Genomic DNA, 25,096 nt, shown 5'->3' on the forward strand with positions numbered 1-25,096 from the left:
CCCTGATCCGCTCCCCGGCTGTTACGCCTCGCGGGAGCCCGCGTACATGTCGTCGATGAGGTGCTTGTACTCGCGCTCGACGACCGGCCGCTTCAGCTTGAGGCTGGGGGTCAGCTCGCCGTGCTCGATGTCGAGGTCACGGGGCAGCAGCCGGAACTGCTTGATGGTCTGCCAGCGCTGCAGACCCTCGTTGAGCCTCTTCACATAGCCCTCGACGAGCTCCACGGCCTGCGGGGAGGCCACCACGTCGGCGTACGGCTTGCCGCCGAGTCCGTTCTCCTCCGCCCAGCCGAGGATGGTCGGCTCGTCGAGCGCGATGAGGGCGGTGCAGAAGTTACGGTCCGCGCCGTGCACCAGGATGTTGGAGACGAACGGGCACACCGCCTTGAACTGTCCCTCGACCTCGGCCGGGGCGATGTACTTGCCGCCGGACGTCTTGATCAGGTCCTTCTTGCGGTCGGTGATCCGCAGGTAGCCGTCCTCGGACAGCTCGCCGATGTCGCCGGTGTGGAACCAGCCGTCGGACTCCAGCACCTCGGCGGTCTTCTCGGGCAGCTGGTGGTAGCCCTCCATCAGGCCGGGGCCGCGCAGCAGGATCTCGCCGTCGTCGGCGATCCGGACCTCGGTGCCGGGGAGCGGCTTGCCGACGGTGCCGGTGCGGTAGGCCTCGCCCGGGTTGACGAAGGAGGCGGCGCTGGACTCGGTGAGGCCGTAGCCCTCCAGGATATGGATCCCGGCGCCGGCGAAGAAGAAGCCGATGTCCGGGGCGAGCGCGGCGGAGCCGGAGACGCAGGCGCGGAGCCGGCCGCCGAAGGCCTCACGGATCTTCGCGAAGACGAGGGTGTCGGCGACCTTGTGCTTGGCGCCGAGCGCGAACGGTACCGAGGCCTTGCCGGTACGGCGGAAGTTGTCCTGCGACACCTTCGCGTACTCGCGGCCCACGCCGGCCGCCCACTGGAAGATCTTGTACTTGGCGCCGCCGCCCGCCCGTGCCTTGGCCGCGACCCCGTTGTAGACCTTCTCGAAGATCCGGGGGACGGCTGCCATGTAGGTCGGCTGGACGACCGGAAGGTTCTCGATGATCTTGTCGACGCGGCCGTCGACGGCCGTGACGTGGCCGACCTCGATCTGGCCGGAGGTGAGGACCTTGCCGAAGACGTGGGCGAGCGGCAGCCAGAGGTACTGGACGTCGTCGGCGTTGATCAGGCCGGTCGCCACGGTGGCCTTGGCCATGTACGACCAGTTGTCGTGCGGCAGCCGTACGCCCTTGGGGCGGCCGGTGGTGCCCGAGGTGTAGATCAGGGTCGCGAGCTGGTCGGCGGTGATCGCGGAGACCCGGTCCGTGACCGCGTCCGGGTTCTTCGCCAGGTACTCGGCGCCCCGGGCCTCGAGCTCGGCCAGCGTGAGGATCCAGCCCTCGGGGTCGCCCTCCACGGGCTCCGCGCCGGCCGGGTCGACGACGACCACATGGGCCAGGTGGGGCAGCGCGTCCCGGCTCTCCCGGGCCTTCGCCAGCTGGGCGGCGTCCTCGGCGATCAGCACACGGCTCTCGGAGTCGGCCAGGATGAAGGCGGACTCCTCGGTGTTCGTGGACGGATAGATCGTCGTGGTCGCGGCGCCGGCACACATCACGCCGAGGTCGGCGAGGATCCACTCGACACGGGTGGCGGAGGCGAGTGCGACGCGCTCCTCCGGGCGGACACCCAGGGAGATCAGACCGGCTGCGATGGCGTGGACCCTGGTCGCGGCCTGCGCCCAGGTCAGCGACTTCCAGTCGTCCGGTCCCTGGCCGGAGGCCGACGGCACCGGGTAGCGGTACGCCTCACCGTCCGGGGTGGCCGCCACGCGGTCGATGAAGAGAGTCGCCACGGAGGGCGGTCGGTTATCGATCAAGGTCTGTGTGTCGCTCACGACGTCCTCCGGGCCTGCGGCATTGCTACGACCGGCTGCTGGGGTAATGGTGCTGGGTGCTGGGGGGCGGCTGCCTGCTGTTCCTGCTTCTCGTTCCCGCTCGACCAGCTTGTTTAACTGGTGAGTAACTAACGGGTGGTGATCAGAGTAGAGCGCGCGGGTCCATGGCGTAAGAGGCAACAGGCCGCCGCTTCATAACGAACGGGCCCCCGTGCCGCAGGCGTCTGCGACACGGGGGCCCGTCGGTCTACTCCCGGGTAGAAAACAGGAGCGGAGGGCGGCGCTACTTCTTGGCCTTGCCCTCGCCGGCCGACTCGTCGGTCGACAGGACGGAGATGAACGCGTCCTGCGGCACCTCCACATTGCCGACCATCTTCATCCGCTTCTTGCCTTCCTTCTGCTTCTCCAGCAGCTTCCGCTTACGGGAGATGTCACCGCCGTAGCACTTGGCGAGAACGTCCTTGCGGATGGCGCGGACGGTCTCACGGGCGATGACCCGGGAACCGATGGCCGCCTGGATCGGCACCTCGAAGTTCTGCCGGGGAATGAGCTTCTGCAGCTTGGCGACGAGCCGCACGCCGTACGCGTACGCCTTGTCCTTGTGCGTGACCGCGGAGAACGCGTCCACCTTGTCGCCGTGCAGCAGGATGTCGACCTTGACGAGCTGGGCGGACTGCTCGCCGGTGGGCTCGTAGTCGAGGGAGGCATAGCCCCGGGTCTTCGACTTCAGCTGGTCGAAGAAGTCGAAGACGATCTCGGCGAGCGGCAGGGTGTAGCGGATCTCGACCCGGTCCTCGGAGAGGTAGTCCATGCCGAGGAGGGTGCCGCGGCGCTGCTGGCACAGCTCCATGATCGCGCCGATGAACTCGCTGGGCGCCAGGACCGTGGCCCGGACGACCGGCTCGTGCACCTTGTCGATCTTGCCCTCGGGGAATTCGCTCGGGTTGGTGACGGTGTGCTCGGTGCCGTCCTCCATCTCGACGCGGTAGACCACGTTGGGGGCGGTGGCGATGAGCTCCAGACCGAACTCGCGCTCGAGCCGCTCGCGGACCACGTCGAGGTGGAGCAGGCCGAGGAAGCCGACACGGAAGCCGAAGCCGAGTGCGGCGGAGGTCTCCGGCTCGTACACCAGGGCGGCGTCGTTGAGCTGGAGCTTGTCGAGGGCCTCGCGCAGGTCCGGGTAGTCGGAACCGTCGAGCGGGTACAGACCCGAGAACACCATCGGCTTGGGGTCCTTGTAGCCGCCCAGCGCCACGGTCGCCCCGTTGTGCAGGGAGGTGATCGTGTCACCGACCTTGGACTGCCGGACGTCCTTCACCCCGGTGATGATGTAGCCCACTTCGCCCACACCGATGCCGTCGGCGGGGGTCATCTCCGGGGACGAGACACCGATCTCCAGCAGCTCGTGCGTGGCGCCCGTGGACATCATCCGGATGCGCTCGCGCTTGTTGAGCTGACCGTCGATGACACGGACATAGGTGACGACACCCCGGTAGGGGTCGTAGACCGAGTCGAAGATCATCGCGCGGGCCGCCTCGTCCGCCTGGCCGACGGGGGCAGGGACGTCCCTGACCACCCGGTCGAGCAGGGCGTCCACACCGACACCGGTCTTCGCGGACACCTTCAGTACGTCCTCGGGCTGGCAGCCGATGAGGTTGGCCAGCTCCTCGGAGAACTTCTCCGGCTGCGCGGCCGGCAGGTCGATCTTGTTGAGCACCGGCACGATGGTGAGGTCGTTCTCCATCGCGAGGTAGAGGTTGGCGAGCGTCTGGGCCTCGATGCCCTGCGCCGCGTCCACCAGGAGAACCGTGCCCTCGCAGGCGGCGAGCGAGCGGGAGACCTCGTAGGTGAAGTCCACGTGCCCCGGGGTGTCGATCATGTTGAGGACATGGGTGGTGCCCGTGTCCCCGCCCGTGGTCGGTGCCCACGGCAGACGTACCGCCTGGGACTTGATCGTGATGCCGCGCTCGCGCTCGATATCCATCCGGTCGAGGTACTGAGCGCGCATCTGCCGCACGTCGACCACGCCCGTCAGCTGGAGCATCCGGTCGGCAAGCGTCGACTTGCCGTGGTCGATGTGCGCGATGATGCAGAAGTTGCGGATCAGTGCCGGGTCGGTACGGCTCGGCTCGGGCACGTTGGTAGGAGTCGCGGGCACGCAGGGTCCTGATTCTTGAGACGCCGAACGCCGTGTCTCGGGTCGATGTCGGGTCGGACGGATCTATACGCAGCTTCCATCGTCCCACGCCTGCGGGGCTGGGACCGGTTTGGGCCGGTCCGTGGGCGACTGGTACCGTGGGCAGCTGTGCCTCGTGGCCCTCAGAAGCGGCGTGGCGCACATAGAAGATCCAACGAACCTGAAAAGGCTCTTTCGTGGCGAACATCAAGTCCCAGATCAAGCGGAACAAGACGAACGAGAAGGCGCGCCTGCGCAACAAGGCCGTCAAGTCGTCGCTCAAGACCTCGATCCGCAAGGCCCGTGAGGCTGCCGCTGCCGGTGACGTCGAGAAGGCCACTGTGGCCGTCCGTGACGCCTCCCGCCAGCTCGACAAGGCTGTCTCGAAGGGTGTCATCCACAAGAACGCCGCCGCCAACAAGAAGTCGGCGCTGGCGCTCAAGGTTGCCGCCCTCCAGGGCTGAGCACTGATGTGATCGCCGGAACGGACTCCGCGGGCCCTCTCTCCCGCTCCTGACCGGCACTCCGTGCCGCACACCGAACCTGCGTTCGCCACGCGGGTGCGGCACACCAAAGCGTGAACCGAAGGCCCCGGCCACCGTCCTCCCCAGGACGGCGACCGGGGCCTTCGGTGTGTGCGCTTCGTGCCGTGGTCGAGAGCACGTCGGCCGGCCTGGCTCCCCTAGCGCCCGGAGCGGGCCGCTCGGGCGACAGCCACCACGGCCTTCTCCAGTGCGTACGCAGGGTCGTCCCCGCCGCCCTTGACCCCGGCATCGGCCGCTGCGACCGCGATCAGGGCCGCCGCCACTCCGTCCGGTGTCCATCCACGCATCTGCTGGCGCACCCGGTCGATCTTCCACGGCGGCATACCGAGCTCGCGGGCGAGGTCCGCGGGCCTTCCGCCCCGGGCCGACGACAGCTTGCCGATCGCCCGTACGCCCTGTGCGAGCGCGCTGGTGATCAGGACGGGGGCGACCCCGGTGGAGAGCGACCAGCGCAGCGCCTCCAGCGCCTCCGCCGCCCTCCCCTCGACCGCCCGGTCGGCGACGGTGAAGGAGGAGGCCTCCGCCCGGCCCGTGTAGTAGCGGGCGACGATCGCCTCGTCGATGGTGCCCTCGACGTCCGCGGTCAGCTGCGAGACGGCCGCGGCCAGCTCCCGCAGGTCGCTCCCGATGGAGTCCACCAGTGCCTGGCACGCCTCGGGGGTCGCGGAGCGCCCCAGGGCACGGAATTCCGACCGTACGAAGGAGAGCCGCTCGGCAGGCTTGGTCGTCCTGGGACAGGCGACCTCGCGCGCCCCGGCCTTCCGTACCGCGTCCAGCAGCCCCTTGCCCTTGGCGCCACCGGCGTGGAGGAGGACGAGGGTGATCTCCTCGGCGGGCGCGGCCAGGTACGCCTTGACGTCCTTGACCGTGTCCGCGGAGAGATCGTGCGCGTTGCGGACGATCACGACCTTGCGCTCAGCGAAGAGTGACGGGCTGGTCAGTTCGGCGAGCGTGCCGGGCTGCAGCTGGTCGGAGGAGAGGTCGCGGACGTCCGTGTCGGCGTCGGAGGCGCGGGCCGCCGCCACCACGTGCTGCACGGCACGGTCCAGGAGCAGGTCCTCCTGGCCCACGGCGAGCGTCACGGGGGCGAGCGGATTGTCGGTGGAACTACTTCTGGTGGCCATCGCGGTCCAGCATCCCACGGCCCTGTGACAGGGCGGCGGGGCTGCCTGCCCGGGCGTACCGGAGAATGACCGGGTGAGCGATGTGAGACATGTGCTGGTGCTGCCCGACCGGGACGCGGCCGAGGACGCGGCCGGGGAACTCGCCGACCGGTTCGGCGTCACCGAGGAGCCCCAGCTCGTACGCGACGCCCTGGCCGGCGAGGACGACGCCGAGGACGCCCAGTGGCTGGTGGTCGTGGAGGATCCGGACGGACGGCTGGACTCCGCGGCGCTGGACGCGTTCGCCGCGGAGTACGAGGGGTGGCTGGAAGCGCCGTAGCGGCGTGCCGGCTCCCGGGGCGGGCGGGCTGCCGGGGGTGGATCGGCACCCGCGGCAGATCAGCTCCCGGGGGCGCCTCGAGGGCTGATCAGCTCTTGGGGACGATCTGGATGTCCATGTCGATCTCGATGCTCGAGCCGACCGCCGCGATGCCCCGGGCCAGCATCGTCTGCCAGGTGAGGGTGAAGTCCTCGCGGTGCAGTTCGGTGGTGGCCCGGCAGGCGGCGCGGGTCTCACCCTCGAGACCGTTGCCCAGTCCGAGGTACTGGGTGTCCAGGGTGACGGTGCGGCTCACACCGTGCAGGGTGAGCGCGCCGCTGACGCCCCAGCGGCTGCCACCGCGGTGGACGAAGCGCTCGCTGTAGAACTCGAGGGTCGGGTAGCGCCCGACGTCGAGGAAGTCACCGGAGCGCAGGTGGTCGTCGCGCATCTGGACGTTCGTGTCGATGGACGAGGCGTCGATGACGACGTGCATGGCGGAGTCCTCCATGCGGTCGGCGATCCGGACGGCGCCGGCGAAGGTGTTGAACCTGCCGTGGATGCGGGCCATGCCGATATGACGTGCCGTGAAACCGATCTGGGAGTGCGTCGGTTCGATGTCCCAGTCGCCCGGATCGGGAAGCTGCGGAGGCACGGACACCTGGAGGGTCACGTCGCCGAGGCCCGCGTGCCCGTTCTCCGCGACCGTGACCGGGCCGTGGAACGGGGTGAACCCCTCGGCCGTGACAGCGAGTCGGTAGTCACCCGCGGGAACGGTGGCGACAAGACTTCCGAAGGGGTCCGTCTCCCCGCCGACGGCCTTGCGGCCCGTGGTGTCGGTGACGACGAACTCGGCGTGGCGCACGGGTTCGTTGACGGGGTCGAGCACCCGGCAGCTGAGCAGACCGGCGGTGCGCGGGACTGTGAGTCCGGCGACAGCGCTGGTGAAAGTGCTGCCGGACTTCGTCTTCTTGCCTAGCCAACGGCCGAACATGCGCGCGTACTCCCCAGGGCGGTTCTCACCTCGGACCCCTGACAGCTGGACGTCGTTGTCGGAGCAGCGGCCCGCCGACGAAGGAACATTCGATCACTGATGCGATGTTCGAGGCAAACGCAGGAGCTCGGAAGGGGTTGTGGTGAGGTGTTACCGAAGGTCCGAATTGGTCGCTCCGTTTGTGTGTGCCACGCATGTCACGCATTCGGGAACCGGCGCACTTCGGGCACGGCCGTGACGCGCAGCCCGAAGTGGTCCCGGTAGGCGGCCAGCACCTCCGCGTCGGTGTCCAGCTCCGTCTCGTGCCGCTCACCCCCGACGGTCGTGATCAGGGTGCGGCCGCTGAGTGTCACGCGCCCGTTGCCGGTGCGCCGGGAGCAGACGAGGGAACCGGTGAAGTAGGAGTCCGGCGAGGTCCGGTGGTACCAGCACCCCGCCCGGAAGTCCGCCAGCGCCCGTGGGCGGAGATCGAGACGGAACTGCCGAGAGCCGCCGCGCAGCAGGTCGAGGTCCCCGTGCGGAGCGGGTCTGAACCGGAACACGCCGATGGGGTCGTCCTGTTCGGTGCGGTCCTCCAGCAACAGCGGCTGCACGGCGTGGTCGCCGAACCCGACGTCGGCCAGCCAGGGGCCCGTGTCGTCGTCGGTCTCCACGCGCAACGCCATGTGGTCGTACGGAATGCCGAGCCGTCCGCCGTCGCCGAAGATCCGCGCCTGGAGCAGCGTGACACGGAAGCCGAGCGCACTCAGCAGCGCGGCGAACGCGCCGTTCAACTCGTAGCAGAAACCGCCTCGCCGGTCCGTCACGATCTTCTCGATGAGCCGGTCGTCCTCCAGGACGATGTCCTCGCCGCCGTGGATCGCGAGGTTCTCGAAGGGCACCGTCATCAGGTGGTGGAGCTGCAGATCGCGCAGGGCCGCCGCGTCGCAGCGAGCGGGGCGGGCGGCGCCGATGCGCTCCAGATAGGCATCGGTCCATGTGCGGTTGGAGACGTCGGCGGTCTCCCGGAGCTCCGTGGATTCCTCGTTCATGTGGGAAGTCTGTCCCGGTTCGCGGTACTGCGCCATCAGCCACGAGTCCTAGGACCGCCGACGGAGGTAGTGGACACAACTGATGGCTAGCGTGTGGACCATGACGAAGCGAGAGCCGGCACGCGGCCCGGAACAGCGCAAACAGGACGTGCTCGAGCACCTGGAGAAGGACGACGACGCCTGGGTTGCCACGGCCTCGGCGGACGGTGTGCCCTGCCTGGTGCCGCTGTCGTTCGTGTGGGACCGGGGGACGCTGCTGCTGGCCACCCGGCGCACCAATCCGACAGCGGTCAACGTGACGCCGTCCGGACAGGCCAGGGTCACCCTGGGCCACACCCGTGACGTGGTGCTCATCGAGGGGACGGCCGAGGTCGTGGAGGGGGCGGAGCTCCCCGCCGAGTCCGGGGACGCGTTCACCGCGAAGCTCCACTGGGACCCGCGAGGGCGACCTGCATGGGTGTACCTGCGCATCACCCCGGACACCGTCAAGGCGTGGCGAGAAGTGAACGAGCTGGCCGGGCGTGAGCTGATGACCGAGGGGAACTGGCTGATCTGACAGGTCGGCGCGACACCGCCCGGCCCGCGCGCTCATGAGCGACCTGCCGCGCGCAGTTCCGCCCCGGCGCCCGTCACCGCGATCGCACCGTCGGTGTCCGTACGCAGAACCTTCGCTCCCGCTGCCCCGAGCGCCTCGACCGTACGGGCCGCCGGGTGCCCGTACGGATTGTCGGCTCCGCAGGAGATGAGGGCGAGCCTCGGACGAGCGCTGCGCAGGAGGGCGGGATCCTGGTACGCGGAGCCGTGGTGCGCCACCTTGAGCACGTCCACCCGGGGCAGCGCCGGGTAGCTGCGCAACACCCCCTGCTGGGCTGGGGGTTCGAGGTCGCCCAGGAGCAGGAGGGTCAGCCCGCCGGACCGTACGAAGAGGGTCACGCTGGAGTCGTTCGGCTCCTCGGTGACGAAGGCGGGCGCCGTACCTCGCGAGTCGGCTGCCGGCCAGAGAACCCGCCAGTCGAGCGGGCCGAGCCGTCGGCGCTCTCCGGGAATGGCCGGCACCAAGGGAACGTGTGCCGCAGCCGCCGTTCTCCTCACGAACGAGGCCTGGTCCGCCGGTTCGCCGAGGCTCGTCGTCTGGATCGCTCCGACCCGCCTTCCGCGCAGCGCACCCGGCAGGCCCCGCACATGGTCGGCGTGGAAGTGGGTGAGCACGAGGAGCGGCACGCGGGTGATGCCGAGGTCGCGCAGGCACCGGTCGACGAGGCGGGGATCGGGACCGGTGTCGACGACCACCCCCGTGCCCTCGCCCGCGGCAAGGACCATGGCGTCTCCCTGCCCCACGTCGCACATCGCGAACGCCCAGCCCGGAGGCGGCCATCCGGTCATGATCCGGGTGAGCGGCACGGGTCTCAGTACGGCCAGGACCAGAAGGAGGCCTGCGGCCGAACAGACCCAGGGATGTCGGGCGAGGCGGCGTGCGGACAGCACGACGACGACGGTGAGCCCTGCCAGGAGTGCCGCCCCCGGCAAGCCTCCCGGCCAGTCAACCTCCGCTCCCGAGAGGCCTGCTCCGTAGCGGGCCACCGACGCGATCCACCCGACCGGCCAGCCGGCGGCTCCGGCGAGCAGTTCGGCCACGGGCATGGCCACGGGGGCGACCGCCAGCGCGGCGAAGCCCAGGACGGTCGCGGGCGCCACCGCGAACTCGGCCAGCAGATTGCAGGGGATCGCCACCAGGCTGACCCGTGAGGCGAGGACCACGACCACGGGTGCACACACCGCTTGAGCTGCGCCTGCGGCAGCCAGCGCCTCGGCGAGCCGCGGCGGAACCCGATGCCGTTGCAGGGCGCTGCTCCAACGCGGCGCAAGCGTCAGAAGAGCTCCGGTGGCCAGCGCGGACAGCAGGAACCCGTAACTGCGGGCCAGCCACGGGTTGTAGAGCACCAACAGCAGGACAGCGGCCGCCAGCGCGGGAAGGAGTGATCTGCGACGGCCCGTGCCGATGGCGAGCAGTGTGATCAACCCGCAGGCCGCCGCACGCAGAACACTCGGCTCGGGGCGGCAGACGAGGACGAAGGCGAGTGCGATCCCACCGCCGACCAGTGCCGTCATCCGCAGGGAGATCCCCAGCCTGGGTGCCAGACCGCCGCGTTCGCTGCGCAGGGCGGTGCCGGGTGGGCCGATGAGCAGGAAGAGCAGGATCGACAGGTTGGCGCCCGAGACGGCGAGCAGGTGGGTGAGGTCGGTGGCCTTGAAGGCTTCGTGCAGCTCGGGCGGGACCCGGGAGGTATCGCCGACGACCAGCCCGGGCAGGAGCGCCCGCGCATCGGGTTGGAGCCCGTCCGTCGCCTCCCGCAGCCCGGCGCGCAGCTCTCCCGCCGTGCGTTGGAGGAGCGTCGGCCGGCCGATGATCCGCGGCGCCTCGTCGGCGTCCGTGCCCAGCACCGCGGCAAGGCGCTCCCCTTCGTGGCGCGGTGGTGCGAGCCGTCCGCTCAGACGGAGCCTGGTCGACGGCAGCAGCCGCCGCCACTGTGCTGCCGCTTCACCGGGCGCGACCATGACGAGGACGGGGGTACGGAGCCGGGTGACGGCACCTCCGGGAGCCCTCAGCCGATCGACCTCGGCGTCGAGGAGCAGGGATACGGGGGTGCTGTGGTCGCCCCGGACCCGCGGCCGGGTCTGCCGCGGGTCCGACGTGACCGTCACCTCCACCTCGACCCGCGTGTGGTCCCGCGCCAGGCCGGGGACGGGGCCGCTCCGCACATCCGCAGCGTGGAGCCCCGCCGAAGCAGCCCCGGCGGCGGCACAGAGCAGCGCCGCGGCAGCGGCTGTCGCTCTGGACCCGGGCCGCCACGCCCCGGCTGCTTCCCCCGCGGGCGGGTCACCACCGGCGCCCCCACCGGTCCCGGCGCGTCCTGCCCGGGCAGACAGCCGAGGCACCACCAGAAGCCCCAGGGCGATGCAGGTGCAGAGGGCGGCCCCGACGGCCGTCCATCGCCCCGGCACCACGAGGGCGACCGCGGCCGCCGCCCATGCCGCCAGGGCGGGCGGAACGAGCCGGAGATCGATGGGACCTTCCTGCCGCGGATCGGCGGCACCCAGTCGGCCACCCGCGACCGCATGGACGTCGGCGCCGGTCATGGCCTGACCAGCGGCCGGAGATCCGCGAATCGGCGGTCACCGATCCCGTTCACCTCGCGGAGTTCGTCGACGGACCGGTAACCCCCGTGCTCGGTGCGGTAGTCGACGATGTGCTGGGCGAGGACCGGTCCGACGCCGGGAAGTGTCTCCAACTGCTCGACAGTGGCGGTCGTCAGGCTGACCGGCGCCGGCGGTCCCGCCTGCCCTGCCCTCTCGCCTCCGCCACCGGCCGTTCCACCCGCCGATCCGCCCGCGGCGGGCTGGACCGAGGGCACACCCACCACGACCTGCTCGCCGTCCGTCAGCACCCGCGCCCGGTTGAGCGCGGTGACATCCGTGCCCTCGCGCACGCCTCCCGCTGCGCGCAGTGCGTCGGCAACCCGTGAACCCGCGGGCAGACGCTGGATTCCAGGCCGTCGCACCTTGCCGCTGACGTCGACGACGATCTGCCCGCCCACCGCGGCTGCCGGGGGCGGCACGGCGGACGGCCCGGGCATCAGACCGGGGCCTTGGGAGTCGAAGGATCCCGGCGCGGCCGCGTGCGCCGCTGCGGCCTCCTTCACCTGCTCGGGGGCGTGTACGGGCTGGGGACGCACCGACCAGAAGTGCGTGGCGGCGAGGGCCGCGGCCCCTGCCAGGACAACAGCGAGCGCTGCGAGCGCTTTTGGTTCCAGACCGCACCGGAGCTGCACCCACAGCGGTAACCGCTCCCGCAGGGCGGGCCCGACGGCCTGCCACCGCCGCGACAGCGCTGTTGTGCCTCCGCTCACGGGCGGTGCGTCACGAACCTGCTCCGGCTCCGTCGTCGCCCGGGCGGCAACAGTGCTTGCCATCGGCATGGAGGCCGACGCCCAGGAGGGAACCGTCCTGGCGCCCCGCACACGAGCGGAGGCGGGGCCGGGAACGCGAGCGGGCGCAGGCGCGGGCGCCTGAGCGGATGCGGCGGGTGAAGGGGACACCACCGGAGCACCGACTGCGACCGTCACGGGGATCGTCGTCCCGGAGGCGGCGGGAGCGACGCCCCCAGCAGGGGCGACGAGCCCAGCGGGAGCAACGACCTCAGAAGGGGCAGGAATCCCGGCGGGGGCGGCCCTTCCCCTCGCGTGCCGGCCGCCGACCCCTCCGTACGCCCCCATCAGCGCGTCCGCGCGGCGACGTGAAGCCCTGGCGACCTCAGCGTCGTGTCCGCGCCCAGCCCTGCGCCGATGACCACGGCGGGCACCGGGTCCGGTGCCCGCCCCTCCCCCGGGCCTGACGCCGGGACCAGTGCCCGAACGGGGGCCGGCACCGCCCGGACCGTGCCGGGCATCTTCGGCAAGGCCCAGAGCTGGTCCGGGAGCTGGTCCGGGAGCTGGTCCGGGAGCCGGTCCGGGCACGTGCCCGTCCCCAAGTCCTGGCCCGCGCGTGGCGCGGTGTGCGGCGCGGTGTGCGGCGCGGCTGGTCGGTCGGATGGTTGCGCGGCTGGCTGCGTGAAGTGATCGGAGGGCCATGTGTCACGACGCTAGACACTTCCCGCGAATTCCGTCCGGAGGCCTCAATTCCGGTGGATAACCCACCGGTTGTGGATATTCCCCTCACTCGCCGGAGTGAGGCCGACGGCCGAACACGCAGGGCGGGATCACCGGGGCGAGACCACGGCCCCCAACAGCCCGGGGCCGGTATGGGCCCCGATCACCGCACCCACTTCGCTGACATGCAGCTCGACCAGCCCCGGAACCCGCTCCCGCAGCCGCTCCGCCAGTCTCTCCGCCCGCTCCGGAGCGGCCAGATGGTGCACGGCGATGTCCACCGCACCCGTTCCGGCCCGCTCGGCGACGATCTCCTCGAGCCGCGCGATCGCCTTGGACGCCGTCCGTACCTTCTCCAGCAGCTCGATACGTCCGCCGTCCAGTGTGAGTAGCGGTTTCACCGCGAGGGCGGACCCGAGCAGCGCCTGAGCGGCGCCTATGCGCCCGCCCCGGCGCAGGTAGTCCAGTGTGTCGACGTAGAAGTACGCGGATGTGCCCGCTGCCCGCTTCTCCGCCGCCGCGACCGCCGCGTCCAGGTCACCGCCCGCCCCTGCCGTCTCCGCCGCGGCCAGCGCGCAGAATCCCAGCGCCATGGCGACCATGCCGGTGTCCACCACCCGTACCGGCACCGGCGCGTCCTTCGCGGCGAGCAGGGCGGCGTCGTACGTGCCCGAGAACTCGGCCGACAGGTGGAGGGAGACGATGCCCGTGGCCCCTGCCTCGGCCGCGGCACGGTAGGTGGCGGCAAAGACTTCGGGGCTGGGCCGGGACGTGGTCACGGAGCGGCGCTTCTGCAGGGCCAGAGCCAGCGACCTGGCCGAGATCTCCGTGCCCTCCTCCAGAGCCTGGTCACCCAGGACCACGGTCAGGGGCACTGCGGTGATGCCGTGCCGTTCCATCGTCTGGTGCGGCAGGTAGGCCGTTGAATCGGTGACGATCGCGACATGGCGGGACATGAGCCGGAGGTTACCTTCCGGGACGGGGGCACGGCAGCTCGGGCCCGGACTGCCGATCATTCCCAGTCGGTGCGGAAAGATTCCTGCCGGTCCCGGTCACGGGCGTTCCGTGTCAGTTCGTGGTCTCCGGCCTCGCGGACTTCTGCCACGGGTACCCGGTCTGCAGTCGCGGGTCCGGAGGCGTGAGCGCCTGTGGGGCCTCTTCGTCGGCCGGGCCGCTCCAGCTCTGCGCCGTCGCACCGTCCTGCGTCGACGGCTCCTCCGTCGTCCAGTGCCGCAGAGCACCCGCCTCCACGTCGATCTGGGCGTTCAGCGCCGCCAGATCGTCGTCGGCGAACTGACGCGCCCGGTCACGCGCCGCCCAGCGCAGCGACTCCGCCGAGTGCGTGATGCGCTCAGTGCGCTCCTTCAGGCTCGGCAGCAGCGTGGCGACCGTCGCCCGGTCGGGTTCGCGCTCCAGCCTCTTCAGTTCGTTGTCGAGCTCTCGTCCGTGCGCGCTGAGCCGCTGGAAAAGTCCCATCGACTCCGACAGCGAGGAATCCTCCGCCACCCCCGCAGCGAGTGCGTCCTGGGTGGCGCGCATCGACGTCCGCAGAGCGAGCCGCAGCTGCGCAAGCTCCCCCTGGACGCCCGGCTGGCCGTAGCTCTTGGCCCGCAGCGCGGTGTCCTCGACGGAGCGGCGCGCCTGCGTGATCGTGCGGTCCACGCCACGCTTGGCGGCGCGGACGGCCTTCACTCCGGCGTACACCCCGAGCGCCATGAACGCTACGAAGAGCAGCGTCAGGATCAGGATCACGGCTTCCATGAACGCCCCTCGGTTGTCGATGTGGCTGCCGGTGTGCGGTCGCCCCTTCTACGGTAAACGGAACGGGCAGGCCAGGGGTTCCATCCGAACCCCCAACCTGCCCGTAGGGGAAAGCCCCAAGGCCGGTCCGGGAACCGCTCCGCGACCGCCGGGAGCGGTCCCTGAGCCGTACCGGACCGGGTCAACGGGCCCCTGCCGTCACGCGGGGACGATGTTGACCAGCTTGGGGGCCCGCACGATCACCTTGCGGATCCCGGCTCCGCCCAGCGCGGCCACGACGCCCTCGTCGGCCAGCGCCAGCGCTTCCAGCTCCTCGTCCGTGATCGACGGGGAGATCTCCAGGCGTGCCCTGACCTTGCCCTTGATCTGCACCACGCAGGTCACGGTCTCGTCCACGACGTAGGCCGGGTCGGCGACCGGGAAGTCCTGGTGCACGACGGACTCGCTGTGGCCCAGCCGACGCCACAGTTCCTCCGCCACGTGCGGGGCCAGCGGTGCGACCAGCAGCACCAGCCGCTCGGCGACCGACCGCGACAGCGGGCCGCCCGACTTCGTCAGGTGGTTGTTCAGCTCGGTGACCTTGGCGATGGCGGTGTTGAAGCGCATCCCGGCCATGTCCTGGCCGACACCGTCGATGGCCTTGTGCAGCGCCCTCAGCGTGTCCTCGTCGGGCTCCGTGGCGACCACGGTGACCTCACCGGTCTCCTCGTCGACGACATTGCGCCACAGCCGCTGCAGCAGCCGGTACTGGCCCACCACGGCCCGTGTGTCCCAAGGCCGCGATACATCCAGCGGGCCCATGGCCATCTCGTACAGGCGCAGCGTGTCCGCCCCGTACTCGCCGCAGATCTCGTCGGGCGTCACGGCGTTCTTCAGTGACTTGCCCATCTTGCCCAGGACACGGCTGACCTTCTCGCCCTGGTGGTAGTACGCCCCGTCGCGCTCCTCGACCTCGGTGGCCGGGACGGCGATGCCACGGCTGTCCCGGTACACGAAGGCCTGGATCATGCCCTGGTTGTACAGCTTGTGGAACGGCTCGGCGGACGAGACGTGTCCCAGGTCGTGCAGCACCTTGGACCAGAAACGCGCGTACAGCAGGTGCAGCACGGCGTGCTCGGCACCGCCGACGTACAGGTCGACACCACCGGTCGGCTGGCCTTCCCGCGGACCCATCCAGTACTGCTCGATCGCCGGGTCGACCAGCTGCCGGTCGTTGTGCGGGTCCAGGTAGCGCAGCTCGTACCAGCAGGAACCCGCCCAGTTCGGCATGGTGTTGGTCTCGCGGCGGTAACTTCGCAGACCAGCCCCGTCGCCCAGGTCCAGCGTGACGTTGACCCAGTCGGCGTTACGGGACAGCGGCGTCTCGGGCTGGGTGTCGGCGTCCTCCGGGTCGAAGGTGCGCGGCGAGTAGTCCTCGACCTCGGGCAGCTCCAGCGGCAGCATCGACTCGGGCAGCGGGTGGGCGATGCCCTCCTCGTCGTACACGATCGGGAAGGGCTCGCCCCAGTAGCGCTGCCGGCTGAACAGCCAGTCACGCAGCCGGAAGTTGACGGTGCCCTCTCCGACTCCGTGCTCCTGCAGCCACTCGGTGATCTTCGCCTTCGCGTCGACGACGCCCAGACCGTCCAGCGAGATCTCGTCGTTCGCGGAGTTGACCAGCTTCGCCTCGTACGAGGCGAAGGCGTTCTCCCAGGTCGAGGTGTCGGTGCCGCGGTCGTCCGACGGTTCGACGACGCAGCGCATCGGCAGCTCGAAGGCGCGCGCGAAGGCGAAGTCCCGCGCGTCGTGCGCGGGTACGGCCATGATCGCGCCGGTGCCGTAGCCCATCAGAACGTAGTCGGCGATGAAGACGGGGACCTTCGCGCCGCTGACGGGGTTGGTCGCGTACGCGCCGGTGAAGACGCCGGTCTTGTCCTTGGCCTCGGCCTGGCGCTCCACATCGGACTTGGCGGCGGCCTGCTTGCGGTACGCCGTCACGGCCTCGGCGGGGCTCGCGTGGCCGCCGGTCCACACCGGGTGGGTGCCCTCGGGCCAGGCTGCGGGGATGATCCGCTCGACCAGCTCGTGCTCGGGTGCCAGCACCATGTAGGTGGCACCGAACAGGGTGTCCTGGCGGGTGGTGAACACGGTGATGTCACCCGCTCCGTCGACCGGGAAGTCGACGCGCGCGCCTTCGGAGCGACCGATCCAGTTGCGCTGCTGCAGCTTGATGGCCTCGGGCCAGTCCAGCCCGTCCAGGTCGTCCAGCAGCCGGTCCGCGTAGGCCGTGATGCGCATGTTCCACTGGCGCAGCTTGGCCTTGAAGACGGGGAAGTTGCCGCGCTCGGAACGGCCGTCGGCCGTCACCTCTTCGTTGGCCAGTACGGTGCCCAGTCCCGGCGCCCAGTTGACGGGGGCGTCGGAGGCGTACGCCAGGCGGTACTGCCCCAGCACATCGGCTCGCTCGGCGGTGCTCAGCGCGTTCCACTCGCGGCCGTCCGGGGTTGGGCGCTCACCGCTCTCGAACTGGGCGACCAGTTCGGCGATCGGGCGGGCCCGGTCGGCCTCGGTGTCGTACCAGGAGTTGAAGATCTGCAGGAAGATCCACTGGGTCCACTTGTAGTAGTCCGCGTCGATCGTCGCGAAGGAGCGGCGCTTGTCGTGGCCCAGGCCCAGCCGGCGCAGCTGGACCTTCATGTTCTCCATGTTGGCCTCGGTGGAGGCCCGGGGGTGCGTACCGGTCTGCACGGCGTACTGCTCCGCGGGCAGGCCGAAGGCGTCGAAGCCCAGGGTGTGCAGGACGTTGTGCCCGGTCATCCGCTGGTGGCGGGCGTAGACATCGGTGGCGATGTAGCCCAGCGGGTGGCCGACGTGCAGTCCCGCACCCGAGGGGTACGGGAACATGTCCATGATGAACTTCTTCGGCTTGGCGGCCAGTTCCGGATTGTCCGCCAGGTCACCGGTGGGGTTGGGCGCCTCGTACGTCCCCTCGGCGTCCCAGAAGTCCTGCCAGCGTGCCTCGATGTCGGCGGCCATCGCTGCCGTGTAGCGGTGCGGCGCAGCCACCTCGACTGCGGAATTCGTCTCGCTCATGATCCTCAAAGCTCCATCGATCGTCATCTGCCGGCGCCCACGTCTACGGACACACGTCTACGGAAACGAAAAATCCCCTCGCACAGGAGGGGACGCCGCGCCGAGTCCGACCAGGCATTCTCACCGGTCGGTAGTGATCAGCGCGGCTCGCTAAGCAGAAGGCGTACGGCACGCATGGCGTCAGGGTACCGCACAGCCCCGGAACGCTGCCGGGCACATACCCGTCGCAGAGGACCCGCAGCGGCGCCGCACACACTGGCCGATGCCCCACGACTTCACCACGATCCCTGCGCAGTACCTACACACTCCGGGGGTTACTCCGCGTACTGCCCTCTATCGGGGCAACAACTCAAACCTCGTACTGGCCGGTATGCGGCGACTTAGCATGCGGCAACGGGACCGCTTTGCCGAACCATTCGGAGTCGCCCCCATGAAGCCTCATCGCAGGATCCGCTCATCCCCCTCAATGAGCAGCAGCCCAGGACTGAGCCGCCCGGTGCAGGGCGGACTGACCGTCGCCGCGCTGGTGCTCCTCCCTCTGGTCGCCGTCGCAGGGAGCGACGGCTTGCGCGCCGGACTCGACTTCACCACCGGCGTCCTGACGCTGGTGTCGCTCACTGCTGCGGTCGCCTGGGGCCTGCTGGCCACCGACCGGATTTTCCTCTCGACCCGTCAGCGGCTGATCGGCCAGGGCATCCACCGGGCCGCCGCTGTCACCTCGCTCGGTTTCCTCCTGCTGCACGGCACCGTGAAGGTCTCGCTCGGGCACGTGGAACTGATCGGCGCCCTCATACCCTTCGGCCTCGGCGTCAGCGGCACGGCCGGACTCATCGGCTTCGGCTCGCTGGCCGGCCTGCTGATGATCGTCGCTGCGGCAACCGGTGCCATGCGCAGCGCTTTCGCCACCCCGGGGAAGATCGCCGGCCGCTGGCGGGCGCTGCACGGGCTGGCCTATCCGGCCTGGTGCTCCGCCCTGTTGCACGGCCTGTACGCCGGCCGTCAGGCAGCGACCTGGGTCGTCGTCATGTACAGCCTCTGCCTGATCGCCGTGGCCGCCGCACTGTGCCTGCGGCTGCTGCCCGCCCCGACCAAGCGCCTCATCACCGATCTGGTCACCACCCTGATCAGCCCCGACGGCCCTCCCCCGGAACCCGACCCGGTGATACGCAGTTCCCCGCTCGCCGGCACGGAACGCATGCCGTCGCAGTCGCGCGAGGGACTGCAGCGACAAGGGCTGCCGCCCGAGGCGCCCGGGTGGGGTGACGACCGCGAGGTACGCGGCACCCCGGTCCGTCCCCGTACGCTCGCCGCCCCCTCCCCGCCGCTGTACGAGGCCCCGCAGTACGGGGCCACGCCGGACGAGTCCCCTCTGTACGAAGCCCCGCCGCGCAGCTCCGAGCGGCTCGGTCCGGGCCTCGACGCCACAACGGCGACAGGGGCCGCGGCGGGACCGGGGCCAGGGCCGGGCATCTCTGCCGCCTACCGCGCCGTCTCAAGGCCCCCCGTACCCCCGCAGGAACGTGCGGCGGACGACCTGTGGCCCGCACCGTCCCCCGCGCCCCCCGCGCAGGCGCTCAGGCCTTCCTACGGCCCCGACCCCTCTTACGATCCCGAGCACGCTTACGCCCGCACCCAGGAGTCCACGGCGTACTCCACGCCCCCGCCCACCGAGACGGCGTACTCCACGCCCTTGTACACCGAGACGGCCTACGCCACGCCCTTGTACACCGAGACCGCTTACGCCTACCCCGATGCCACTTCGACCGGCTCCGTCCCCACGGTCGACCCGTCCGGATACGACGGCAGTGGCACCCGGGGCAACGCCGACACCGAACAGCTGCCAGGGCTCTATCCGCCTCCCGCAGGAGAGCCCTGGCACGCACCCGCAGGAGACCGACCGTGAATGTCCCCCTCCCCGATGTACCCGAGGTCCGTGTAGTCGGCCTTCCCCAGCTGACGACCGGCTTCGACCTCGTCGAGCGGATCGATCTCGCCATGCACCTGAAGGTGCACGGCCCGCTCGAACCGATGAACGGCGAGCGCCTCGCCGAACTGGCCGAGTCCATCTCCCTGCGCGGCCGCGGCGGCGCAGGTTTCCCGTTCGGCAAGAAACTGCGCGCCGTGGCGAAGGCGTCCATCCGGCGCGGAGTGCGGCCCGTCGTCGTGATCAACGGCAGTGAGGGCGAGCCCGCCTGCCGCAAGGACACCGTCCTGCTCAACCGCGCCCCGCACCTCATCCTCGACGGCGCCCTGCTCGCGGCGGAGGCACTCGGCGCGCGCACCCTGGTCGTCGCCGTCACCCGCAACTCCACGGAGATCTCCATCCGCGCCGCACTGGCGGAGCGCGGACTGTCGGACCGGCGGGGACAGCACCTGCGCGCCCGGGTCGTGCGCACCCCGGAGCGCATGGTCTCGGGTGAGGCCTCGGCAGTCATCCGGGCGGTGAACGGTGGCCCCGCTCTGCCGCCGGGCCGCCGGGAGCGCGCGGCGGAGTCCGGAGTGGCCGGCGCCCCGACCCTGCTGTCGAACGCGGAGACTTACGCGCAGCTCGCCGTCGCGGCCCGGATCGGCTCCCGCCGCTACGGGCACACCGGCCTGCCCGACGAGCCCGGCACGGTCCTGCTCACCGTCTCCGGGGCCGTGGCGCGCCCCATGGTCATCGAGGTGCCCACCGGAGTGCCCCTGCGGTACGTACTGCAGCTGGCCGGTGCGCCGCCGCTGCCCCAGGGCGTGCTCACCGGCGGCTATCACGGCAACTGGATCGATGCGAACGCCTCGCACGACGCCGTCGTCTCCCGGGCGTCCCTGGCTGCGGCGGGGGGTGCGCTCGGTGCGGGGGCCATCCTGCCGATCGGCCCGGAGACCTGCCCGATCGGCGAGTCGCTGCGCATCGCGAACTGGCTGGCGGCCGAGACCGCGGGCCAGTGCGGGCCGTGCAAGCTCGGGCTGCCGGCCGCGGCCGGCGGACTCTCCGACGTCCTCAACGGCGGCGGACCTGCCGCCCTCGAGGCGCTGCGGGAGGTGACCCAGGCCGTGAAGGGCCGGGGGGCGTGCAAGCACCCGGACGGCTCGGCGCGCTTCCTGGCGTCAACCCTGTCCGCGTTCACGGACGACCTCGCGGCGCATGTCCTGGGCGGCGGCTGCGGACGCGAGACGCTCGGGGTACTGCCCCTGCCCTCTCCCGGTTACGAGGACGTGGAGGAGTCGATTCCGAGCGGCGAGAAGCTGGCGGTCGACTGGACGCTCTGCCGGGGCCACGGACTGTGTGCGGACATCGTCCCCGAACTGATCAGACTCGGCCCCGACGGTTACCCGGCGCTCGCGGACGCGGCCGTTCCGATGCATCTGCGGGGCCGCGCCCAGCGCGCCGTACGGCGATGCCCGGAGCTGGCCCTCCGCATCGAGCAGGCCCCAGCCGAACGTCCGGTGCTCCCGAGCGCCCAGCGGAAGGCCCTGGGCAGCGGACGTAGTTGATCCGGCTCCCCATCCCAGCACCCCGGTGCACAACAAGAAGCGGTCCATCCGATTCGGATGGACCGCTTCTTCACTGTGGAGCTAAGGAGAATTGAACTCCTGACCTCCTGCATGCCATGCAGGCGCTCTACCAACTGAGCTATAGCCCCGCGCTTATCGCCCGGTTCCCCCGGCGACATCGAGAACATTACACGGTCCCCCCGGCCCTTCACCAAATCGTTTCCAGTCTGTCCCGATATGCCCGACTGGCGAAGCCCTGACCAGCGAGGGGCCCGGCAGCCCGGACCTCGTCAGGCAGTGGCGAAGGAGTAGAACCGCTTCAGGGTGCAGTGCTCCTCGAGGAGCCGTCCGTAGATGGGCTCCCCCTCGAGCTCCCGGTACGTCTCGATGGGGTCGCCTTTTATGATCAGCGCCCGCGCGCACTCCTCGCACCAGTACTGGAACTCCGAATTGACCGGATCCATGTCCCTGACGATGGGCGTACCGCTGCCGCACCAGTCGCACTTACGCCTGTGTGCACCCATCGGTCAGCTCCGACTGTGGCCGCAGGCCGTGCACGCGTGGGGGGCCACTTGCGGGGCCTCCGGGCCGGGGGGCGCCTTGGAGGTAAGGGGCAGGTCCGGGACCTGTTCGCGGCTCGCAGGCATCGCGCTCCCTCCCGATCGGTCCATCGCCCCCTCCGGCGGTCCGATTCTGCCATGGCCCCGCAAGGGGGTCAGCCCGCCGACAACCGCACTGCCTGTATCAGCCGTACGGAACCGGCCATCACACCCGAGAAGAAGGCTTGAATGTGCTCCCGAGCGGGAGGAGGGGAGCCAGCGGGAGAGTTCCGGCCCTCAGGGCAGCAGCCTCACGCCCCAGGACCGGACCAACTGACGGCACGACTGCACGACGGCACGACGGCACGACGGCACGACAAAGGATCCCGCCCCCTGGTGGGGACGGGATCCTGTGATTGTGGAGCTAAGGAGAATTGAACTCCTGACCTCCTGCATGCCATGCAGGCGCTCTACCAACTGAGCTATAGCCCCGCTGTTCGCTGTGTTTCCCTGCGTTTCCGCGCTGCGAACAAGAAGAACTTTAGCCTGCGACCAGCCGGAAAGTGAAATCCGGCCCCCGCGGCCCGGAGACACGCTCCGGGCACCCGCTAATCGTCGTCGCCGAGCACCGGTTCGGGGAGTGTCCCGGCGTTGTGTTCGAGCAGTCGCCAGCCCCGCGCACCTTCGCCGAGCACGGACCAGCAGCAGTTGGAGAGCCCGCCGAGCCCCTCCCAGTGGTGCGCCTCCAGACCGAGCAGCCGGCCGATCGTCGTCCGGATCGTTCCCCCGTGGCTCACCACGACGAGCGTGCCGCCGTCGGGCAGCTTGGCGGCGTGCTCCAGGACGACCGGAGCAGCCCGGTCGGCGACCTCGGTCTCCAGCTCACCACCGCCCCGGCGCACGGGCTCCCCGCGCTTCCAGGCGGCGTACTGCTCGCCGTACTGCCCGACGATCTCCTCATGGGTGAGGCCCTGCCAGGCACCCGCATACGTCTCGCGCAGTGCGGAGTCGTGTGCGACATCGAGGCCGGTGACCGAGGCGAGTTCGGCGGCCGTGGCCGCTGCTCGCTGCAGGTCCGAGGCCACGATGGCATCAGGCTTCAGCGAGGCGAGCAGCCGGGCAGCCCTGTGGGCCTGTCCGACGCCGGCCTCGGTGAGCTCGATGTCCGTGGAGCCCTGGAAGCGGCGCTCCAGATTCCACGCCGTCTGGCCGTGCCGCCAAAGGACGATCCGGCGGCCTCTGCCGCCCTTGCTGCCGTTCAGCTCTGCTCACCTTCCGTGACACCGTGGAGCTGGGCGTGCTCCTCGGCCTTACCGCGGGTCTTGAGGGCGTCCTCGGGGAGGGCGATCTCGGGGCAGTCCTTCCACAGGCGCTCGAGCGCGTAGAAGACACGCTCCTCGCTGTGCTGGACGTGGATCACGATGTCGACGTAGTCGAGGAGGATCCAGCGGGCGTCGCGGTCGCCCTCGCGGCGTACCGGCTTGGCGCCGAGCTCCTTCTGCAGCCGCTCCTCGATCTCGTCGACGATCGACTTGACCTGGCGGTCGTTGGGAGCCGAGGCCAGCAGGAAGGCGTCGGTGATCGACAGCACGTCGCTGACGTCGTAGGCGATGATGTCGTGCGCGAGCCGGTCGGCTGCCGCCTGGGCGGCAGCGTTGATGAGCTCGATGGAGCGGTCCGTGGCGGTCACATGCAGGCTTTCGTCGGCGGTCAGATCGACCTCTAGGGTCTCACGGACCGCCGACAGCCCTTACGACGTTTACGCCGGGTGCTACTTGATCTTGTAGTTCTGGCCGAGCACGACGGACACATCGGCATTCGCCGCGGGCTTGCCCTGCTTCACCGAGCTCGTCGGCAGGCCCAGGGTCTTGGCGACCTCGACCGCCTTCGCCTTGTCCTCGGCAGCCTTGTAGACGACCTGGGACGACGCCTCGGCGCCCGACTTCCCGCCGTCCACGAACGCGTATCCGCCGTTGACCAGCTGGACTCTGGCGAATTCCGTGCCGTCCGCGTTGCCCGTGGCGTTCTTGACCCCGACCCGTACGGCCGCGCCCTGGTCCGGTGCCTTCACCGTGCCGCCCAGGATGTCCTTGACGACGCTCTCCGTGGCCTTGTCCGTGAGGGTGCCGTCGTCCTGGACCGGGAGCAGCGCCGTCTTGTAGTCGCCCACCTTGGCGTGCCCGGCAAGTTTCGCCAGCGAGGCACCCAGGTCCTGCTCGGGCAGCGACGGGTCGAGGATCTGCGCCAGGGTCTCCACGGTGACCGTGGCGGCCTTGGGGTCCTCCGACATCTTGCGCAGGACACTGCGCATGACCTGCCCGAAGCGCAGCAGCTGCTTCGCCTCCGGCTCACCGGGGCCCCGGTAGGTGGCGTACGCGACGGCCATCTGGCCGCTCAGCGTCTGCGCCTCGCCCTTGCTCACGAGCGGCGACGCGCCCTTCTTGGCATCGGGTACATCGGTGTCGGTATCGACCTCGATGTTGCCCACGAGCTCGACGAGGTTCTCGAGGTACGGGGTGTCGAGCCGCCAGGTGCCGCTGATCCTGGTGCCGAGCAGGGTGTCGATCGCCTCGCGTGTTCCGGTGGACCCGTCGTCGTCGACGGATTTGCCGAGCGTGGTCGTGGAGCCGTCGTCCGTGGCCACGGAGAGCGAGTTGGGAAGCAGGACGGTGGTGCCCTGCTTGGTGGTGACGTTGTCGACGAGCAGCGCCGTGGAGGTGCCGCCCTTCTTGGTGTTGTGCAGATGGACGACGATCACGTCCCGCTGCTGCGGACCCGTCGCCGTGTTGTTCTGCTTGTCCTGGTCCGAGAGGCCGGGGATCTTGCCGGCGTACCAGAGGTAACCGGCGCCGCCGACTGCCACGAGGACCATGACGACTATCAGCGCGACGATCCGCTTGCGCCCGCGGCGTCGCGCTTCCTCGCGCCGCTCGCTTCGGCTCTCGGTGAATTTCAGCCAGTCGATGACGTCTTCGGAGTCCTCGTCGGGCTCCTCGATGAACGAGAACTGCTCGGTGCGGTAGTCGCGGTCGGCGCGGCGCTGCTCGGGCACGACGGGTTCGGGCGCCGGCTCGGGCGAACGGCGCGGCTCGGGTTCCGGCGGCGCGGCCATCGGGGCGCTCTGGGGCTGCTGGGTGCTCCACTGCTGGGTGGAGTCGTCGACGGCGGGCTGCTGGCCGGTGTCGTAGCCGTAGTTCCCGTAGCCGCCGTCGTAGTCGTAGCCCTGCTGCTGGGGCTGCTGGGGCTGCTGGGGAGCGGCATACGGGTCGTACTGCTGCGTACCCGCGTACGGGTCGTAGCCGTATCCCTGGCCGGACCCGTAGGCCTGCTGCGGCTGGGCCTGCTGCGTCTGCCCGTCCTGCTGTGGGGCCTGCTGGGCCTGCTGCGTGTACGGGTCGTACTGCTGCTGCCCCTGCTGCTGGTAGACCGGCTGCCCGTACTCGTCGTAGCCGACGATCTGCGGCTGCTGTGGGTAGTACGGGTCGTACGGGTTCTGTCGGTCGTTCACCGGTGCCCCTCTCCGTG

Annotated in this window: 19 protein-coding genes and 2 tRNA genes; 5 read left to right on the top strand and 16 right to left on the bottom strand. The window is 70.3% G+C overall.

The features are described from left to right. Positions 1-21: 21 nt before the first annotated feature. Complete coding sequence (locus ACFQ6X_RS01945; RefSeq protein ID WP_383174395.1) at positions 22-1,911, bottom strand: AMP-dependent synthetase/ligase; 1,890 nt, start codon at positions 1,909-1,911, stop codon at positions 22-24. Between the two features lie 283 nt (positions 1,912-2,194). After that, a complete protein-coding gene (gene lepA / locus ACFQ6X_RS01950; RefSeq protein WP_383174398.1) occupies positions 2,195-4,069 on the bottom strand; it encodes a translation elongation factor 4 in 1,875 nt (624 codons plus the stop codon). Positions 4,070-4,284: 215 nt separating this feature from the next. On the opposite strand from lepA, the gene rpsT reads away from it, so the two are divergent. Continuing rightward, positions 4,285-4,551: a 30S ribosomal protein S20 gene (rpsT, locus tag ACFQ6X_RS01955; RefSeq protein ID WP_014156344.1), complete on the top strand. Its 267-nt coding sequence runs from the start codon at positions 4,285-4,287 to the stop codon at positions 4,549-4,551. Positions 4,552-4,769: 218 nt separating this feature from the next. Here rpsT and holA read toward each other — a convergent pair whose 3' ends face one another. Beyond that, positions 4,770-5,756 (bottom strand): DNA polymerase III subunit delta, encoded by a 987-nt coding sequence (holA, locus tag ACFQ6X_RS01960; protein ID WP_383174401.1) that lies wholly within the window; start codon positions 5,754-5,756, stop codon positions 4,770-4,772. 73 nt (positions 5,757-5,829) lie between these two features. Between holA and ACFQ6X_RS01965 the strand changes: the two genes are divergently transcribed. Next, a complete protein-coding gene (locus ACFQ6X_RS01965) occupies positions 5,830-6,075 on the top strand; it encodes a hypothetical protein (protein ID WP_383174404.1) in 246 nt (81 codons plus the stop codon). Between the two features lie 88 nt (positions 6,076-6,163). On the opposite strand, the gene ACFQ6X_RS01970 is transcribed toward ACFQ6X_RS01965, so the two are convergent. After that, positions 6,164-7,048: a YceI family protein gene (locus ACFQ6X_RS01970; RefSeq protein WP_383174407.1), complete on the bottom strand. Its 885-nt coding sequence runs from the start codon at positions 7,046-7,048 to the stop codon at positions 6,164-6,166. A gap of 197 nt (positions 7,049-7,245) precedes the next feature. Next, positions 7,246-8,079 (bottom strand): arylamine N-acetyltransferase, encoded by an 834-nt coding sequence (locus tag ACFQ6X_RS01975; protein ID WP_383174410.1) that lies wholly within the window; start codon positions 8,077-8,079, stop codon positions 7,246-7,248. Between the two features lie 100 nt (positions 8,080-8,179). Here ACFQ6X_RS01975 and ACFQ6X_RS01980 point away from each other — a divergent pair, with 100 nt between their 5' ends. Continuing rightward, a complete protein-coding gene (locus ACFQ6X_RS01980) occupies positions 8,180-8,635 on the top strand; it encodes a pyridoxamine 5'-phosphate oxidase family protein (protein ID WP_383174413.1) in 456 nt (151 codons plus the stop codon). 32 nt (positions 8,636-8,667) lie between these two features. Here ACFQ6X_RS01980 and ACFQ6X_RS01985 read toward each other — a convergent pair whose 3' ends face one another. From ACFQ6X_RS01985 to leuS, 5 genes are all read right to left on the bottom strand, one after another. Further along, positions 8,668-11,217: a ComEC/Rec2 family competence protein gene (locus ACFQ6X_RS01985; protein WP_383174416.1), complete on the bottom strand. Its 2,550-nt coding sequence runs from the start codon at positions 11,215-11,217 to the stop codon at positions 8,668-8,670. Further along, on the bottom strand, positions 11,214-11,987 hold the full coding sequence (locus tag ACFQ6X_RS01990) for a helix-hairpin-helix domain-containing protein (RefSeq protein WP_383174419.1): 774 nt from the start codon (positions 11,985-11,987) through the stop codon (positions 11,214-11,216). Before ACFQ6X_RS01990 ends, ACFQ6X_RS01985 begins: the two co-directional genes overlap by 4 nt. An 848-nt stretch (positions 11,988-12,835) precedes the next feature. After that, positions 12,836-13,681 carry a DegV family protein gene (locus ACFQ6X_RS01995; protein WP_383174422.1) on the bottom strand — a complete coding sequence of 282 codons (846 nt, stop codon included), beginning with the start codon at positions 13,679-13,681 and terminating at the stop codon, positions 12,836-12,838. A gap of 112 nt (positions 13,682-13,793) precedes the next feature. Further along, positions 13,794-14,486, bottom strand: coding sequence for a hypothetical protein (locus ACFQ6X_RS02000; protein WP_383174425.1), 693 nt, complete (start codon positions 14,484-14,486; stop codon positions 13,794-13,796). A 198-nt stretch (positions 14,487-14,684) separates the two neighbouring features. Next, complete coding sequence (leuS, locus tag ACFQ6X_RS02005; protein ID WP_383174428.1) at positions 14,685-17,558, bottom strand: leucine--tRNA ligase; 2,874 nt, start codon at positions 17,556-17,558, stop codon at positions 14,685-14,687. A 466-nt stretch (positions 17,559-18,024) separates the two neighbouring features. On the opposite strand from leuS, the gene ACFQ6X_RS02010 reads away from it, so the two are divergent. Both ACFQ6X_RS02010 and ACFQ6X_RS02015 read left to right on the top strand, forming a co-directional pair. Then, positions 18,025-19,461 carry a hypothetical protein gene (locus ACFQ6X_RS02010; RefSeq protein WP_383174431.1) on the top strand — a complete coding sequence of 479 codons (1,437 nt, stop codon included), beginning with the start codon at positions 18,025-18,027 and terminating at the stop codon, positions 19,459-19,461. Then, positions 19,458-21,032 carry an NADH-ubiquinone oxidoreductase-F iron-sulfur binding region domain-containing protein gene (locus ACFQ6X_RS02015; RefSeq protein ID WP_383174434.1) on the top strand — a complete coding sequence of 525 codons (1,575 nt, stop codon included), beginning with the start codon at positions 19,458-19,460 and terminating at the stop codon, positions 21,030-21,032. Before ACFQ6X_RS02010 ends, ACFQ6X_RS02015 begins: the two co-directional genes overlap by 4 nt. Positions 21,033-21,108: 76 nt before the next feature. Here the strand turns inward: ACFQ6X_RS02015 and ACFQ6X_RS02020 are convergent. The 6 genes from ACFQ6X_RS02020 to ACFQ6X_RS02045 form a co-directional block, all read right to left on the bottom strand. Then, a tRNA-Ala gene (locus ACFQ6X_RS02020) sits at positions 21,109-21,181 on the bottom strand. Between the two features lie 141 nt (positions 21,182-21,322). Beyond that, entirely contained in the window at positions 21,323-21,556 is a 234-nt protein-coding gene (locus ACFQ6X_RS02025; RefSeq protein WP_329211167.1) for a hypothetical protein, read from the bottom strand. A gap of 434 nt (positions 21,557-21,990) precedes the next feature. Further along, positions 21,991-22,063 (bottom strand) — tRNA-Ala (locus ACFQ6X_RS02030). 116 nt (positions 22,064-22,179) lie between these two features. Next, on the bottom strand, positions 22,180-22,833 hold the full coding sequence (locus tag ACFQ6X_RS02035; RefSeq protein WP_329215348.1) for a histidine phosphatase family protein: 654 nt from the start codon (positions 22,831-22,833) through the stop codon (positions 22,180-22,182). Then, positions 22,830-23,261: a ribosome silencing factor gene (rsfS, locus tag ACFQ6X_RS02040; protein WP_056785448.1), complete on the bottom strand. Its 432-nt coding sequence runs from the start codon at positions 23,259-23,261 to the stop codon at positions 22,830-22,832. The genes ACFQ6X_RS02035 and rsfS overlap by 4 nt, the downstream gene beginning before the upstream one ends. A gap of 81 nt (positions 23,262-23,342) precedes the next feature. Further along, entirely contained in the window at positions 23,343-25,079 is a 1,737-nt protein-coding gene (locus ACFQ6X_RS02045; RefSeq protein ID WP_383174438.1) for an LCP family protein, read from the bottom strand. Between the last annotated feature and the right edge of the window lie 17 nt (positions 25,080-25,096).

Source organism: Streptomyces sp. NPDC056452 (genome assembly GCF_042796085.1).
GTDB lineage: Bacteria > Actinomycetota > Actinomycetes > Streptomycetales > Streptomycetaceae > Streptomyces.

Excerpts from the sequence above, each read along its gene's own strand:
- holA (WP_383174401.1), bottom strand. The coding sequence starts at position 5,756 with ATGGCCACCAGAAGTAGTTCCACCGACAATCCGCTCGCCCCCGTGACG.
- ACFQ6X_RS01970 (WP_383174407.1), bottom strand. The coding sequence starts at position 7,048 with ATGTTCGGCCGTTGGCTAGGCAAGAAGACGAAGTCCGGCAGCACTTTC.
- ACFQ6X_RS01975 (WP_383174410.1), bottom strand. The coding sequence starts at position 8,079 with ATGAACGAGGAATCCACGGAGCTCCGGGAGACCGCCGACGTCTCCAAC.
- ACFQ6X_RS01980 (WP_383174413.1), top strand. The coding sequence starts at position 8,180 with ATGACGAAGCGAGAGCCGGCACGCGGCCCGGAACAGCGCAAACAGGAC.
- ACFQ6X_RS01985 (WP_383174416.1), bottom strand. The coding sequence starts at position 11,217 with ATGACCGGCGCCGACGTCCATGCGGTCGCGGGTGGCCGACTGGGTGCC.
- ACFQ6X_RS01995 (WP_383174422.1), bottom strand. The coding sequence starts at position 13,681 with ATGTCCCGCCATGTCGCGATCGTCACCGATTCAACGGCCTACCTGCCG.
- ACFQ6X_RS02000 (WP_383174425.1), bottom strand. The coding sequence starts at position 14,486 with ATGGAAGCCGTGATCCTGATCCTGACGCTGCTCTTCGTAGCGTTCATG.
- leuS (WP_383174428.1), bottom strand. The coding sequence starts at position 17,558 with ATGAGCGAGACGAATTCCGCAGTCGAGGTGGCTGCGCCGCACCGCTAC.
- ACFQ6X_RS02010 (WP_383174431.1), top strand. The coding sequence starts at position 18,025 with ATGAGCAGCAGCCCAGGACTGAGCCGCCCGGTGCAGGGCGGACTGACC.
- ACFQ6X_RS02025 (WP_329211167.1), bottom strand. The coding sequence starts at position 21,556 with ATGGGTGCACACAGGCGTAAGTGCGACTGGTGCGGCAGCGGTACGCCC.